Consider the following 14,738-nt stretch of genomic DNA (forward strand, 5'->3'; position numbering starts at 1 on the left):
GCCGCGCGGCAGCGCCGCCGCCGCCTCGTCGATCCAGCCCGCGGCGGGCGCCTCGAAATCCACGTCGCAGTCCACCCGCGCGGCGACGCGCCGGGCGCCGAGCTGCTCCAGCCGCGTGTCGATCAGCTTGCCGGCCTGGCAGAAGCCGTCATAGCCGGTGTCGCCCAGCGCCAGCACCGAGAAGCTCAGGCCCTCGAGCCGCGGCGCGGTCTCCGCCGACAGCGCCTTCCAGAACAGGTGGGCGTTGTCGGGCATCTCGCCCTCGCCATAGGTGGAGCAGACGATGAGCGCCCGCTCCGCGCCCGCGATCCGCGCCATGTCCACGTCGTCGAGGCCGAGCACCTCGGGCGCGAAGCCGAGCGTCCGCGCTTTCGCGGCGGCGTCGTTCGCCACCGCCTCGGCGTTGCCGGTCTGGGTGCCGTAGAGCACCAGCAGCGGCGCGCCGGCCGCCTCGGCGGAGGCCGCGACCGAAGCGCCCCCCACCGGCGCCGCGCTCTCCAGCAGGCGGGAGTTCAGCCCGGCGAGGAAGCCCGAGAGCCACACGCGCTGCTCGCCGGAGAAGGGCGCGTCGTCGGGAATGTGCGGAATGGACATCTGTGCGACCGGATCGGCGAGAGAGAAACGAGCGGCGGGCTTTGGCGTCAGGACCGGCCGGCGAAGGCGGCGACGTCCCGCACCGAGGCGCGGGCGAACAGCTCCTCGTAGCTCGGCAGGCGGCCGAGCGCGGCGCGGTTCTGCGCGCTCTGCTGGAGGATCCAGCCGTAGACGCCGGGGCTGTCCATGGAGAGCACGTTGCGCAGGCTGAGCGCGGCCCGGTAGTCGGAGAGCCGCTTGTCGGCCACCAGCGCGGCGAGCGCCTCGTCGCCATAGGCGGACAGCGCCTCCCGGGCGTGGCGCTGGATCTTCTGCATCAGCGCGAAATCCTCCGTGAGCAGCAGCTTGCGCACCGCGCCGGCGACCGCCGGATGGGCCACGTCGGTCACGCCCGGCAGGCGGGACACGGCGAGCTGCTGGGCGAGCGCCAGCACGGCGTATTCGTTCAGCAGCCGCAACCCGGCCTCGGCGCCGGACTCGCCCTCGGACGGGACGAGACCGCCCGCGACGGCGCGGCCGTCGCGATAGGCCAGCTTGAACTTGCGCACCTGCCAGGAGGCGGCGGCGAGGCTCATCTCCTCCAGCAGGTCCTTGCGGGGCTTCGCCTTCAGGATGGCGCCCGCGTCCTGATACTGAAGCAGCGCGGTCGGCAGGCCGTAGACGAAGTTGGAGCGCTCGGTCTCCCAGTTCTCCAGCAGCCAGCGGGCCTTGGCGGAGCCCGTTTCCGCGAGGTGCCAGTCCAGCATCAGCCGCACCGCGTCGGCGTGGAAGCCGGCGTTCGGGTCGGTCACCGGGAACAGCAGGATCGAGTCGTGGCTCGCCTTGGCGGCGAGGTCGCCATAGGGATCGTACTGGTAGACGAAGCCGCCGCTCATGCCGTTGCCGAAGCCCTTGCCGAAGGCTCCGAGGTTCAGCACCGCGCCGTTGGTCATGTACTCGCAGGCGAAGTCGCCGACGCCCTCGACCACGGCGGTCGCGCCGGAGTTGCGCACGGCGAAGCGGTCGCCCGCCTGCCCCTCGATGAAGGTCCGGCCGCCGGTGGCGCCGAACAGCGCGAAGTTGCCGACCAGCACGTTGCCGCCGGCCTCGTCCGAGCCGCCGCCGGGGCTCGTCACCGCGATCACGCCGCCGGACTGGCCCTTGCCGACGCCGTCGTTGCACACGCCCACATGGCGCATGGCCATGCCGTCGTTGCAGAACGCGCCGTAGGACTGGCCGGCCGAGCCCCAGGTGGAGACGGTGAGCGCGCCGGGGCGCAGGTAGCGCCGGCCGCGATCGTCCTCCAGCACCGCCGGCAGCGCGCGGGCGATCTCTGGCGCGAGCGTGTGGTTGAGCAGGCGCTCGATGTCGACGCCGAGCCGCCCGCCCACGCTCTTGTCCCGGTTGCCGATGCGGCGTCCGGCCTCAAGCGCCAGTTCGGCCCGCCGCTCTGAGACGAAGGCCTGCTCCACGGCGACGCTCCAGGCGTCGTCGAGCTCGTATTCGGCCTCCATGTAGACCGGCGCGTCCACGATCACCTCGTCCGCCGGCGTCAGCATGGCGCGCAGGTCGAGCCGGCCGACGCTCGCCGGATGGTCGAGCAGATGCAGCAGGTCGGCGCGGCCCCGCGCCTCGCGCAGCGACCGCAGGCCGAGCGCCGCCAGTATCTCCCGCGTCTCGTGGGCGATGTTCATCAGATACTGCGCCAGCGCGCGCGGATCGCCGTCGAACAGCTCGGAATTGGTGGTCAGGCCAGCCGGGCACTTCACGTTGCAGTTCTTGGCCATGACGCATTTCAGCATCATCAGCGCGGTGGTGCCGAACTCGAAACTGTCGCCGCCGAGCAGCGCGGACTTCACCACGTCGCTCGCGGTCTGGTGCGCGCCCGAGCAGCGCAGCGTGACCTTGCTCCGCAGCCCGTTGGCGGCGAGCGCCTGATGCACCTCCGCGACGCCGATCTCCGCCGCGCGGCCGGTGTATTTCAGGCTCGTGACCGCCGCCGCGCCCGTGCCGCCGGTGGCGCCGGCGATGTTGATGACGTCCGCGCCGGCCTTCGCCACGCCGACCGCGATGACGCCGACGCCCTCCGACGACACCAGCTTCACGATCACCCGCACCCGCGCCGCCTTGCAGTCGTGGATGAGCTGCGCGAGGTCCTCGATCGAATAGGTGTCGTGGTGCGGCGGCGGCGAGACCAGCTCGACGCCGGGCGTGCCGCCGCGGGCCGCCGCGATCTCCACCGTCACCTTGGCCGCAGGCAACTGGCCGCCTTCGCCGGGCTTGGCGCCCTGCCCGATCTTGATCTCCAGCTCCTCCAGCATCGGATCGGCCAGATAGCCGGCCCAGACGCCGAAGCGGCCGGACGCAAGCTGCTTGATGCGCGAGGCCCGGATGGTGCCGTAGCGCGACATGTGCTCGCCGCCCTCGCCGGAGTTCGACAGGCCGCCGACCATGTTCGTCCCGTGCGCCACCGCCTCGTGCGCGGGGGCGTTCAGCGCGCCGTGGCTCATGGCGCCGGAGGTCAGCGCCGCCGTGATCTCGTGCGCCGGCTGCACCTCCTCGAGCGGAACGCTGTCCGGCGCGCTTTGCAGCAGCGACAGCCACGCCAACGCCTCGCCCTTGGCCTTCAGCGCCAGCCGTCCGCCTTCGACCCAGTGGCCGAGGATGTCCGCTCTGAACCGCTGCAGCAGCGACTGGCCGAGGGCTGCGAGCCGCCCTGGATCGGCGCCGAGCGGGCCGGTGAGATCGAGCCGGAACGCGTCCTCGCCGGTCCGCTCGCAGGTCAGGCCGCGGGCGAGGAAGCTCACATTGCCGAAGCGCGCGAAACGGCCGAGCTCCCGGCGGAAATCCTCCGCATGGGTGAGGAAGGTCACGTCCGCGGGCAGCGCCAGCACGTCGCGCAGCGCGGCCGGGCGGCGCATGCGCTCCTCCGCCATCATGCGGCTGAAGGCGCGGTAGCCGGGCGTGACGCGGAAGGCGTCGATCTCCGCCGGCGTGCGGCGCTCGAAGCTGGTGCGCTTGTAGGCCTCCTCGTCGAGCCCGAAGGCGTCGGCGAGGCGCGTCAGCGGCAGCAGCCGCAGGCCATCGGCGTCCACGCCGGCCTCGTCCTCGCCGTCGAAGGCGATCGGCTCCTCGGTCATGTCCACGAAGCCGCGCACGGCGGCGACGCCGAAGGAGTGGCCGGCGCCCTCCGCCCGCTCCTTGAACAGGCCGAGCAGCGGGATGTCGTCCTCGCCGCGCACCTCCAGCGCCTTGCGGTGCCAGTCGGCGGCGGCCTGGGCGATGACCTCGAAGGTCACGCCGCCGACCGGCGTCCGCACGTTCGGGAACCAGCGCTTCAGCGGCCCGTCATTGGTGTCGAGGAAGTTGGGCTCGAAGAACTCGCCGCCGATGTAGCTCTCGGCGGTGCAGAGGCCGACCTTGCCCATGGTCTTCATCAGCGACTTCTCCGCCGCCTTGGCGAAGCGCTTGAAGGCCTTGTCGGCGTCGGCGCCAAACTTCTCCTCGGCGCGGAACTGCACGCCGAGCGGATAGACCGCCGAGGCGCCGAAGCCGAGCGCGGTCGCCACATGGTGCGAGGAGGCGATCTGCCCGCTCTCCGCGATCAGCGAGACGCGCAGGCGAAGCCCCTGCTCGATCAGGCGCTGGTTCACGGCCGAGATCACGATGATCAGCGGCAGCGCCGCGCGGTCGCGCGCCACGTGCCGGTCGGTCAGAACCGCGATCCCGCCCTTCTCCCGCGCGAAGGCCTCGACCTGATCGCACACCGCCTCGATCGCCGCCTCGATGGCGCGGCCGGCGCCGGCGGGATCACCGAACACGGGAGAATAGAGGATCTCGAAGCGCTGCTTGGGGGTCGCGCCCTGCTCGCGGATCTTCAGCATGTCGAGATGGCTGAGGACGGGCGAGCGGATCACGATCTGGGGCGCGGAGGGCGCGCCGATGTTGGGCTTGGCGCCGAGCGCGACGCGCAGCGTCATGCCGTCCGCCTCGCGCAAGCTGTCCAGCGGCGGGTTGGTCACCTGCGCGAACCGCTGGGAGAAGTACTTCGCGACGCCGCCCTCCTGATCGGACAGGGCGTTGATGGCGAGGCCGTAGCCCATGGCCGCGATCTTCTCGGCCCCGGTCTGCAGCATCGGGTCCATCAGGAACTTGAAGCTCTCCTGATTGTGCGAATAGGCGACGTAACGCCCGTGGCGCTCCAGATCGCCGTTGTAGCGCAGCGGCGATCCTTGGGCCTCCGCGGGAATGTCCGGCAGGGACTCGAGCGTGACGCGGGCCTGCGCCAGCAGCGTCGGGTAGTCGCGGGCCGCGGCGAGCTTCTCCAGCGCGTCGGCGGTGCCGTAGGACCGCTTCTCCCGATGGTCCCAGTACAGCATGCCGCCGGCCTCGATGCGGCCGCGGCGCAGCACGGTCTCGGCCGGGAAGCGGATCTGGCCGGCCTCCGACATGACGCAGAGATAGTCCGCCGTCTCCACCGAGCGCAGCGGGCGCAGGCCGAGCCGGTCGAGCCGGGCGCCGATGATCTCGCCGTCGCCGAAGACGAGCGCGGCCGGACCGTCGTTCTTCTCCTCGTAGAGCGAGAAATACTCGAACATCGCCCGCACCTGCGGCGACAGCGTCGCGTCGTTCTCCCAGGCGGGCGGCATCATGGAGACCACCGCGGTGACGAGGTCGAGCCCGTCCTCCATCACGCGGCTCTGCAGCGTCTGGTCGAGGCGGCAGGAGTCCGACTGGCCTTCCGGCGAGACGATGCGGCCGTTGCGGGCGCGGGCGATGGCGGCCTCCGACAGGCGGTTCTTCTTGTCGGTGTTCAGCTCGCCGTTGTGGGCCATCAGCCGGAACGGCTGCGCCATGGAGGTGCGCGGATCGGTGTTGGTGGAGAAGCGGGTGTGGAAGAACAGGGTGTGGACCGCGTGGGCCGGGTCCGTCAGGTCGCGGAAGTAAGGCAGCACCTCGTTGGAGTTCAGCCGACCCTTCAGCACCTGCGTGCGGGCGGAGAACGACAGCGGATAGAACCCCTTCAGCGCCGGGCCGGAATAGGCGTCGGCCTCGATCACCAGCAGGGCGCGGTTGATGGCGCGGTCGAAGGCCGCGAGGTCCGGCGCGCTTTCGGGCGCCGCGAACACCCACTGCCGGATCGGAAGCTGGCGGCGCACCGCGGCCGGGCGCAGCACGCCCGGATCGACCGGGACGTCGCGCGTGAGCAGCACCGCCATGCCCTCGTCGGCGAGCGCCGCCTCGATGATGCGGCCGGCGCGGGCGTGCTCGGCCGGATCGCGCGGCAGGAACACGTTGCCGACGCCGAAGCGGCCGGGCGTCAGGTCGGCGCGACCGGTCAGGCCGCGAAAGAAGGCGAGCGAGAGATCCACGCACACGCCCGCGCCGTCGCCCACGCCCTCCGCGGACATGCCCCCGCGGTGGGGCACGGCGCACAGCGCCTCATGCGCCTTCGCCAGCACATCGTGGCTCTGGACGCCGTCCTTGCGGGTGATGAAGCCGACGCCGCAGCTCGAACGTTCTTCGGCGTCGTCGAAAAGACGGCAAGTCTCGGCAGCGGACAACGGCGTCTGACCTGAATTCGCGAGGGGCCACGACCCTGCGAAGCCGCCGTTTATAAGACTTAAAAACAGCGACATCTGCGGGACAGGAAGGTCGCTTAGCGCCATCGTCGCCGATGTTCAATATCGGCGCACAATATTGCATTTGGAACAATGTGAAGAACAGTCGTCGAGCCTATGACGATCAGGCTCGGCCCGCAGAACGCGGTGGGCGGCGCCATCCGAACGTCGAGGAGGCGGGCGGCGCCGACCTCGCCTTGACCATTAAGTCTATTCAATCTATATATTTATTCATTCGCGCCGGTCGGCGAGCGATTCTCCGCGCCGCACGTCGCGCCCCGCCGGTCCGAGTCTCCCATGCTGACGAAGAAAGCCAAATATGGCCTGAAGGCCATGATCGATCTGGCGACGCTGCCGCCGGGGCGCTCGACCTTCGTGGCCGACATCGCCGTGCGCAACGGCATCCCGAAGAAGTTCCTCGACGCGATCCTCGGCGATCTCCGCAACGCCGGCCTGCTCTCCAGCAAGAAGGGGCGGCTCGGCGGCTACATGCTCGCGCGCCCCTCCGACGAGATCAGCGTCGGCGAGATCGTGCGCACCCTCGACGGCCCGCTCGCGCCCCTGCCCTGCGCCAGCCGCTCGGCCTACGCGCCGTGCCAGGACTGCCAGGACATCCACCGCTGCGAGGTCCGGATGATGATGCTCGACGTGCGGGAGGCGATCGCCGACGTGCTCGACCGCCGCTCGCTCACGGAGATGCGCGATCTGGGCGGGGACGGGATGGCGAGCTTCGTCTATCAGATCTGACGCCGGAGGCCGGAGCGTCGTCCGGCCCCGAAGAGGCGCCGCCGACGCGCGGCGGGCGGCCTCGACACCACGCATGAAAGGGTTCGTCCATGTCCCGTCTGCCACTCCGCACGATCGAAGACGCCCCCGAAGCCGCCCGGCCGTTCCTCGCGTCGGCCGAAAAGGCCAACGGCTTCCTGCCGAACCTGCTGGGCGTGCTCGCCAACGCGCCGGTGGCGCTCGAGACCTATCTGACGGTCGGCGGCCTGAACGGCCGCGCCTCGCTCCCGCTCGCCGAGCGCGAGGTGGTGCAGCTCACCGCCGCCGCCACCCACGGCTGCGGCTTCTGCGTCGCCGGGCACACGGCGGTCGCGTTCAAGAAGGCCGGGCTCGACGCGGACAAGGTCGAGGCGCTGCGCACGCTGCGGCCCACCGGCGACGCCCGTTTCGACGCGGTGCAGGCCTTCACCAGCGCGGTGATCGCCACCCGCGGACGCGTGTCCGACGCCGAGCTCGCCGCCTTCAAGGCCGCCGGCTTCGACGACCAGGCGGCGCTGGAGGTGGTGCTGGGCGTCAGCCTCGCCACCCTGTGCAACTTCGCCAACAATCTCGGCCAGCCGCCGCTCAACCCCCAGCTCGAAGCCTATCGCTGGGACGGCCCGCAGGCCGCGGCGGCGGAATGACGGCGGGAGGCTGATCGCCATGACGCTCACCGCGCCCCTTCCCGCCCCCCTCACCAGCTGGCTCGATCAGGCGGCCGCCGGCCTCGACACGGGCGCCGTGGCGCCCGGCGACCTGCTGCCCCGGCTCGCCGCCGCGGACCTGTTCCGCATCGGCGCGCCCGAAGGGCTCGGCGGCGCGGGCGGGACGGCCGCGGACGTGGTGGAGGCGATCGCCGCCGTGTCCGAGCGCTCGCTCGCGGCGGGCTTCGTGTTCTGGGGCCACCGCGCCTTCATCGAGTATCTGCTCCAGAGCCCGAACGCGGCCCTGCGCGACCGCCTGCTGCCGGACCTGCTCGACGGGCGGATCGCCGGCGCCACCGGCCTCTCCAACGCGATGAAGTTCCTGGCCGGCCTCGAGGAGCTTCAGGTGAGCGCGCGCGCCGACGGCGACGGCCTGCGGCTCGACGGCAAGCTGCCCTGGGTCACCAACCTCCGGGCCGAGGGCTTCCATGTGGCGGCGGCCGTCGCGGGGCCGGACGGGCGCCCCTTCGTCGCCTCCGTCGCGTATGACCGGGCGGGCGTGACGCGCTCCCCCGACCTCGACCTGATCGCGCTGCGCTCCACCAGCACCGCCGCGCTCAAGCTCGACGACGTGGCGATCGGCGCCGACGAGGTGATCGCCTCCGACGCGCTGGACTGGTGCCCGAAGGTGCGGCCCGCCTTTCTCGGATTCCAGATTGGCATGTCCATCGGCCTCGCCCGGCGCGCGCTCGCCGAGGCGCGGGAGGCCGCGGGCGCCGGGCGGCATGCGCTTGGGACCGAGCTGGACGACGCGGCCGTGCGCCTTCAGGCGGCGACCGACGCCCTGCGAAAGGGCCTCGCGGACGCGGCTTTCGTGGCGAGGCCGGCCGATCTGTTCCGCATCCGCATCGCGCTGGCGGAGGTCGCCAACGACGCGGTCGGGCTCGAACTGCAGGCGAGCGGCGGCAAGTGCTACCTCACCGGCCCCGGCGAAGGCTTCGCCCGGCGCTGGCGCGAGGCGGCGTTCCTGCCCGTGATCACGCCGAGCCTCGTGCAGCTCAAGGCCGCGCTCGCCGCGCAGGGCGCGCCCGCGGGCCGCGCCGCATGAGCGCGCCGGCGCTGGAGGCGCGCAACGTCGCCATCCGCTATCCGGGCGCGCCGGCGCCCGTTCTGCGCGGCTTCGACCTGAGCGTGGCGTCGGGCGAGGTGGTGGCGGTGCTGGGGCCGAGCGGCGTCGGCAAGTCGAGCCTGCTCCGTGTGCTGGCGGGGCTTCAGGCCCCGAGCGAGGGTGTCGTCTCCGCCGCGGGCGCGCCTCTCAAGGCGCCCCATCCCCGCGTCGCCATGGCGTTTCAGGACCCGAGCCTGCTGCCCTGGCTGTCGCTGGAGGACAACGTGGCCTTCGGCCTCGACTTCAAACGCCAGCCCCGGCGCGCCCGCGCCGACCGGCAGGCGCCGGTGGAAGCCGCCTTCGCCAAGGTCGGGCTCGAGGCGGCGCGGCGCCTGAAGCCGGCGGAGCTGTCCGGCGGCATGGCCCAGCGCACCGCGCTCGCCCGCTGCCTCGCCCGTCGGCCGGACCTGCTGCTGCTGGACGAGCCGTTCGGCGCGCTGGACGAGGTGACCCGCGCCGACATGCAGCGCCTGCTGCTGAAGATCGTGGCCGACCACAAGACCGCAGCGGTTCTGATCACCCACGACATCGACGAGGCGCTCGGCGTCGCCGACCGGGTGGTGCTGCTCGGCGGACGGCCGGCGCAGGCCATCGGCGCGTGGCGCGTCGACCTCGCCCATCCCCGCGACGACGCGCTCGCCGAGCTTGGCGCGCTGCGCGTCGAAATCCTCACGGCGCTGCGCGCCGCCCTCCGCCCGCACTGAAGAGACCCGCCATGCCGACCGACGATTTCGTGTTCTCCCGCCGCGACGCGGTGAAGCTCGCCGGCCTGTTCACCGCCGCCGGCGCGGCGCCCCTGCTGCGCGCCGCGGAGGCCCGCGCCCAGGACGCGGCCGGCGCCGACCAGCCGGTGAAGATCGGCTATCTCCCGATCACGGACGCGACCCCGCTGCTGGTCGCGCATGGCAAGGGCTTCTTCGACAAGGAAGGGCTGAAGGCCGAGAAGCCGGTGCTGTTCCGCAGCTGGGCCCAGATCGTGGAGGCCTTCATCGCCGGCCAGGTCAACGTGGTGCACCTGCTGTCGCCCATCACCATCTGGGCGCGCTACGGCTCGAAGGCGCCGGCGAAGGTGGTGGCCTGGAACCACACCGGCGGCTCGGGCGTGACGGTCGGGCCCGACATCACGGACGTGAAGCAGCTCGGCGGCAAGACGGTGGCGGTGCCGTTCTGGTACTCGATCCACAACGTGGTGCTGCAGGCGCTGCTGAAGGAGAACGGCCTCACGCCCGTCACCAAGAAGACCGGCGCCCCCGGCCCGAACGAGGTGCAGCTCGTGATCATGGCGCCGTCCGACATGGTGCCGGCGCTCGCCTCCAAGCAGATCGCGGGCTACATCGTGGCCGAGCCGTTCAACGCAGCCGCCGAGGCGCTCGGCGTCGGCAAGGTGCTGCGCTTCACCGGCGACGTGTGGAAGGACCACGCCTGCTGCGTGGTGTTCATGCAGGAGCGCGACCTCGCCGAGCGGCCGGAATGGTCGCAGAAGGTGGTCAACGCCATGGTGAAGGCGCAGCTCTGGACCCGCGACAACCGGGCGGAGACCGCCGCCCTGCTCTCCAAGGACGGCGACAACCGCTACACGCCCCACGCCAAGGCGGTGCTGGAGAAGGTGCTGTCGCCGGCCGAGAGCGACGCCGCGGCCTATGTGGCCTCCGGCGCCATTAAGAACCCGGACTGGCGCGAGCGCCGCATCGACTTCCAGCCCTATCCGTTCCCGAGCTACACCGAGGAGCTGGTGCGCCGGCTGAAGGACACCGCGATCGAGGGCGACAACCGCTTCCTCGCCGATCTCGACCCCGCCTTCGCGGCCCGGGACCTGGTGGACGACAGCTTCGTGCGCAAGGCGGTGCAGGAGGCGGGCGGGCTCGCCGCCTTCGGCTTGCCGGAGAGCTTCACCCGCACCGAGACCATCTCGGCGTGACGTCACGGCCTGCCGCCCGCGCCGCTGGAAACGCGGCGCTCGGGCTTGCGGGGCTCGCGGCGGTGGTCGCGCTGTGGTGGCTCGCCACCACGGTCGCGCCGGCGCCGGGCTCGTTCGCGCGCCTGTTCGCGCCCGGCCCCACCTTCGCGAGCCTCGCGGAGCTGCTGGCGGGTCGGGACCTGCCGCTCCATGTCTGGACCAGCCTGCGCCGGATCGCCTTCGGTCTGGCGGCGGCGCTCGCGGTCGGCGTGCCGCTCGGCCTCGCCATCGGCGCGAGCCGGCGGCTCGAGGCAGCCACCACGCCGGCGTTCCAGTTCCTGCGCATGATCTCGCCGCTGTCCTTCATGCCGATCGCGGTAATGGCCTTCGGCGTCGGCGACGCGCCGATCCACTTCCTGCTGTTCTTCGCCGCCGTGTGGCCGATCCTGCTCAACACCGCCGCGGGCGTGCGCCAGCTCGACCGGCGCTGGCTGCTGCTGGCGGAAAGCCTCGCCGCCACCCGGTTCGAGACGCTGCGGCGGGTGATCCTGCCGGGCGTCGCCGCCCATGTTCTGACGGGCCTGCGGCTCGCCATCGGCGTGTCGTGGATCGTGCTGGTGCCGTGCGAGATGCTCGGTGTCTCCGCCGGCCTCGGCTACTTCATCCTCGACACCCGCGACCGCCTCGCCTACCCGGAGCTGATGGCGACGGTGGTGGTGATCGGCGTGATCGGCTTCCTGCTGGACGCCGCCGCCCGCACCGCCCACCGCCGCTTCGCCCCGGAGGGGTGAAGGGAGCCGGAACGCCGCGTGGGCGCCTTGCGGGGCGCCCACGCTTTTTCGGGATCAGGGCTTGCGCGTTCACGTCGTAGACGCCCGGCATGCGCCGGGCGGCTGACGCTTCAGAAGAACCCGAGCGCCGGCAGCGGCTCGCCGGTGAGCTCGTAGGCGCCGAGCGCGCGGGCCTTCAGAGGTCCCGGATTGTGGGACGCGAGCGTGCGGGCGTTGCGCCAGTGGCGGTCGAGATTCTTCGTCCGCTTGGTGGCCGAGGCGCCGCCCACATCGAACAGCCGGCTCGCGCTTTTCAGCGTCAGCGCGTCCACCACCAGCTTGGCCTTGGCCGTCGCCTCGGCGGCGCGATGGGCGACCTCCACGCCGGCGAGCCCCTGGTCGCGGATCTCCGCCACCTCTTCCAGCGTGTCGGCGGCGGCGAGCACCGTCGCGTCGGCCGCGAAGGAGGCGGCGGAGATTTCGCCCACGATCTCCTGCAGCAGCGGATCGTCAGCGGCGCTCGTCGCCGACGCGTAGTAGAAATGCCGGTCCTTGCGCGACGTCAGCAGCGCCACCGCGTCGCTGAGCACGTTGCGCAGCACGCCCGCCACCACGCCGGTGACGATGAGCTGCGCCAGCGTGTTGTGATAGGCGTAGCCGTAGCCGACGGTCGGCGTGTCGAACACGACCTCGTCCGGCTCCGCCCGCACGTTGCGGAAATAGGTGGTGCCCGAGCCGGTGAGCCGCTGCCCGGCGCCGTCCCAGTCGTCCACGATCTCCACGCCCTCGCGGATCGTCGGCACGATGGCGGAGGCCGAACGCCCCTCGGGGCCGGCCGCGCGCACCAGCACATGGTCGGCGAAGATCGTGCCGGTGGAGTAATATTTCACGCCGTCGAGCCGCCAGCCCTCGCCCTCGGGGGTAAGCGTGGTCTGGAAGCCGCCGCCGCCGATCGCGGGGCTCGACAGCTCGGTGTTGGCGAGGCCGAACAGCGCGCCGGACGCCACAACCGCGGCCCACTTCTCCCGGTTCGGGGCGGTGCGCGCGCGGGCGTGCCGCTCCACGAAGGTGAAATGGTTGCGGAGCGCGTGCGCCACGTTCGGATCGGCGGCCGCGAGCCGGATCACCACCTCCAGCAGCTCCCGGAACGAGGCGCCCCGGCCGCCTTCCGCCTTCGGCAGCCGCAGCGCGCCGAGACGGGACGCGCGGATGCGGTCGAACAGGTCGAACGGCATCACCCGGTCCCGGTCGCGATCGGCCGCGCCTTCGGCCACATGGGCGATCAGCGCGTCAAGGTCGTCCGCGCCCGCGGACGGGACGGCGTGAAGCTTGGCCGCGGTCATGCGCGCCTCCTGAACATCTGCGCCGCGCTCACTCGGCCGCCACCGCGGTCCGGGCGGCGAAGCGGTTTTCCGGGCGCGTCAGGCCGAGATTCTCCCGCAGGGTGCGCCCCTCATACTCGGTGCGGAACAGGCCGCGCCGGCGCAGCTCCGGCAGCACGTGGTCGATCACGTCCTGAAGGCCGCCCGGGATGACCGGCGCCATGACGTTGAAGCCATCGGCGCCGTATTCGACGAAGCGCTCCTCGAGCTGGTCCGCGATCTGCGCGCCCGTGCCCACCAGCTGCCAGTGGCCGCGGGCGCCGGCGATGCGCAGGTAGAGATCGCGGATCGACAGGTTCTCCCGCCGCGCCAGCGCCGCCACCAGCGCCTGCCGCCCCTTGCCGCCGGTCGTCTCCGGCAGATCGGGAATCGGGCCGTCGAGATCGTAGCCGCGCAGGTCGACGCCGAGTTGCACCCGCAGCAGCTCCAGCCCCACGTCCGGATGCACGAGGCTTTGCAGCTGCTCGAACTTCTCCTGCGCCTCGGATTCGGTTTCGCCGGTGACGATGAAGGCGCCCGGCAGGATCTTCAGCTCGTCCGGCCCGCGGCCGTATTTCGCCAGCCGGCCCTTCACGTCGGCGTAGAACGCCTGCGCTTCCGCCAGCGTCTGCTGCGCGGTGAAGATGACCTCGGCGGTCCGGGCCGCGAGCTCCTTGCCGGGCTCGGAGGAGCCGGCCTGCACCACCACGGGCCGCCCCTGGGGGCTGCGCGGGGCGTTGAGCGGCCCCTTGACCCGGAAATGCGCGCCCTGATGGTCGAGCGCGTGGGCCTTGTCGAGGTCGAAATAGACGCCGCTCGCCCGGTCGCGCACGAAGGCGCCGTCCTCGAACGAGTCCCAGAGCCCGAGCACCACGTCCACGAACTCCTCCGCGCGGGCGTAGCGCTCGGCGTGGGGCACCGGCTTGGCGTGGCCGAAGTTCAGCGCCGCCTCGGGATCGTTGGAGGTGACGAGGTTCCAGCCGCCCCGGCCGCCGCTGAGATGATCGAGCGAGAGGAACTGCCGCGCCAGATTGTAGGGGTCGCTGAAGGTGGTGGAGGCGGTGGCGATCAGGCCGATGCGGCTGGTGTGCGCCGACAGCGCGGACAGCAGCGTCAGCGGCTCGAACAGCGTGGCGCCGGTGTGGGCCTTGCGCGCCGCGCCTTCCGGATTGAGCAGCCGCACGTCCACGCTGTCGGCGAGGAACACCGCGTCGAACTTGGCCGACTCGGCGAGCTTGGCGAAGGCGACGTAATCCTCGATGCGGTCGTCCACGGAGGCCTCGGGCCGGCGCCAGGCGGCCACATGATGACCCGAGATGTAGTGGAACGCGTTGAGACTGAGATGTCCTGAGCGCTTGGCCATGGCGGTCGCGCCTCCCTGCTGCGGTCGATGCACGTGCGGCGGTCGCCCGCCGGACATGGAGGTCAGGCTAGCGGCGCGCTCACATATTTTCTATCTAAATTATATACTTTGTGAAGAGAGGCTGTGGAGCGCCTCAGGAGGCTGGCGGAACCGGCCGCCCGGCGGAGCGCAGCGCGGCTTCGAGCTTCGTGGTTTCCGGACAGCCGTCCGGATGGCACAGCAGCCGGAGCAGCTTCAGGTTGTTCTCGGCGCGGGCGAAATCGCCCACCGCGATGAACAGCTCGCCCTGATATTCGAGCGCCGGCCGGTGCGACGGATCGTAGAACAGCGCCTCCTTGTACCAGCGCGCCGCCTCGTCGTAGCGCTTCAGGTTGCGCAGCGCGTAGCCGAGCAGGTTGTAGACGTCGGCGTGGCGAACGGTCTTGGTGAGTTCGAGCAGACGCGCGGCGGCGGGCTCGAACTCGCCGGCGTAGATTTCGGCGCGCACCGCCGCGAGGTCCGGCAGGTCGGTCGCGGGCGCGGTGTCGGCGCCCCGCGCCGTCACGACGGCGAGAAGCAGCGCGGCGCAGGCCGCCG

At 71.7% G+C, this 14,738-nt stretch carries 11 protein-coding genes; 6 read left to right on the plus strand and 5 right to left on the minus strand.

The window, feature by feature from the left end; all coding sequences use genetic code 11:
• On the minus strand, positions 1-594 hold a 594-nt coding region (locus ACFQ4O_RS08995), incomplete at its 3' end, for a flavodoxin domain-containing protein (RefSeq protein ID WP_378775361.1).
• Between the two features lie 47 nt (positions 595-641).
• Positions 642-6,137 carry a glutamate synthase-related protein gene (locus ACFQ4O_RS09000; RefSeq protein ID WP_378775362.1) on the minus strand — a complete coding sequence of 1,832 codons (5,496 nt, stop codon included), beginning with the start codon at positions 6,135-6,137 and terminating at the stop codon, positions 642-644.
• 354 nt (positions 6,138-6,491) lie between these two features.
• Between ACFQ4O_RS09000 and ACFQ4O_RS09005 the strand changes: the two genes are divergently transcribed.
• From ACFQ4O_RS09005 to ACFQ4O_RS09030, 6 genes are all read left to right on the plus strand, one after another.
• Positions 6,492-6,941, plus strand: coding sequence for an RrF2 family transcriptional regulator (locus ACFQ4O_RS09005; RefSeq protein WP_378775363.1), 450 nt, complete (start codon positions 6,492-6,494; stop codon positions 6,939-6,941).
• Positions 6,942-7,030: 89 nt separating this feature from the next.
• Entirely contained in the window at positions 7,031-7,603 is a 573-nt protein-coding gene (locus ACFQ4O_RS09010; protein ID WP_378775364.1) for a carboxymuconolactone decarboxylase family protein, read from the plus strand.
• A gap of 19 nt (positions 7,604-7,622) precedes the next feature.
• On the plus strand, positions 7,623-8,711 hold the full coding sequence (locus ACFQ4O_RS09015) for an acyl-CoA dehydrogenase family protein (protein WP_378775365.1): 1,089 nt from the start codon (positions 7,623-7,625) through the stop codon (positions 8,709-8,711).
• Positions 8,708-9,475 carry an ABC transporter ATP-binding protein gene (locus ACFQ4O_RS09020; RefSeq protein WP_378775366.1) on the plus strand — a complete coding sequence of 256 codons (768 nt, stop codon included), beginning with the start codon at positions 8,708-8,710 and terminating at the stop codon, positions 9,473-9,475. Before ACFQ4O_RS09015 ends, ACFQ4O_RS09020 begins: the two co-directional genes overlap by 4 nt.
• An 11-nt stretch (positions 9,476-9,486) precedes the next feature.
• Positions 9,487-10,689, plus strand: coding sequence for an ABC transporter substrate-binding protein (locus tag ACFQ4O_RS09025; RefSeq protein WP_378775367.1), 1,203 nt, complete (start codon positions 9,487-9,489; stop codon positions 10,687-10,689).
• A complete protein-coding gene (locus ACFQ4O_RS09030) occupies positions 10,686-11,459 on the plus strand; it encodes an ABC transporter permease (protein ID WP_378775368.1) in 774 nt (257 codons plus the stop codon). Before ACFQ4O_RS09025 ends, ACFQ4O_RS09030 begins: the two co-directional genes overlap by 4 nt.
• Positions 11,460-11,569: 110 nt before the next feature.
• On the opposite strand, the gene ACFQ4O_RS09035 is transcribed toward ACFQ4O_RS09030, so the two are convergent.
• The 3 genes from ACFQ4O_RS09035 to ACFQ4O_RS09045 all read right to left on the minus strand — a co-directional run.
• Positions 11,570-12,781, minus strand: a complete 1,212-nt coding sequence (locus ACFQ4O_RS09035; RefSeq protein WP_378775369.1) for an acyl-CoA dehydrogenase — start codon at positions 12,779-12,781, stop codon at positions 11,570-11,572.
• Between the two features lie 28 nt (positions 12,782-12,809).
• Positions 12,810-14,162 carry an LLM class flavin-dependent oxidoreductase gene (locus ACFQ4O_RS09040; RefSeq protein WP_378775370.1) on the minus strand — a complete coding sequence of 451 codons (1,353 nt, stop codon included), beginning with the start codon at positions 14,160-14,162 and terminating at the stop codon, positions 12,810-12,812.
• A 133-nt stretch (positions 14,163-14,295) separates the two neighbouring features.
• On the minus strand, positions 14,296-14,738 hold a 443-nt coding region (locus tag ACFQ4O_RS09045), incomplete at its 5' end, for a tetratricopeptide repeat protein (RefSeq protein WP_378775371.1).

It is taken from the genome of Methylopila musalis (assembly GCF_042679725.1).
Taxonomy (GTDB): Bacteria; Pseudomonadota; Alphaproteobacteria; order Rhizobiales; family Methylopilaceae; genus Methylopila; species Methylopila musalis.

What these genes read in the sequence shown, in the direction of transcription:
- ACFQ4O_RS09015 (WP_378775365.1), top strand. Translation starts at nt 7,623, where the DNA reads ATGACGCTCACCGCGCCCCTTCCCGCCCCCCTCACCAGCTGGCTCGAT.
- ACFQ4O_RS09020 (WP_378775366.1), top strand. Translation starts at nt 8,708, where the DNA reads ATGAGCGCGCCGGCGCTGGAGGCGCGCAACGTCGCCATCCGCTATCCG.
- ACFQ4O_RS09035 (WP_378775369.1), bottom strand. Translation starts at nt 12,781, where the DNA reads ATGACCGCGGCCAAGCTTCACGCCGTCCCGTCCGCGGGCGCGGACGAC.
- ACFQ4O_RS09005 (WP_378775363.1), top strand. Translation starts at nt 6,492, where the DNA reads ATGCTGACGAAGAAAGCCAAATATGGCCTGAAGGCCATGATCGATCTG.
- ACFQ4O_RS09010 (WP_378775364.1), top strand. Translation starts at nt 7,031, where the DNA reads ATGTCCCGTCTGCCACTCCGCACGATCGAAGACGCCCCCGAAGCCGCC.
- ACFQ4O_RS09025 (WP_378775367.1), top strand. Translation starts at nt 9,487, where the DNA reads ATGCCGACCGACGATTTCGTGTTCTCCCGCCGCGACGCGGTGAAGCTC.
- ACFQ4O_RS09040 (WP_378775370.1), bottom strand. Translation starts at nt 14,162, where the DNA reads ATGGCCAAGCGCTCAGGACATCTCAGTCTCAACGCGTTCCACTACATC.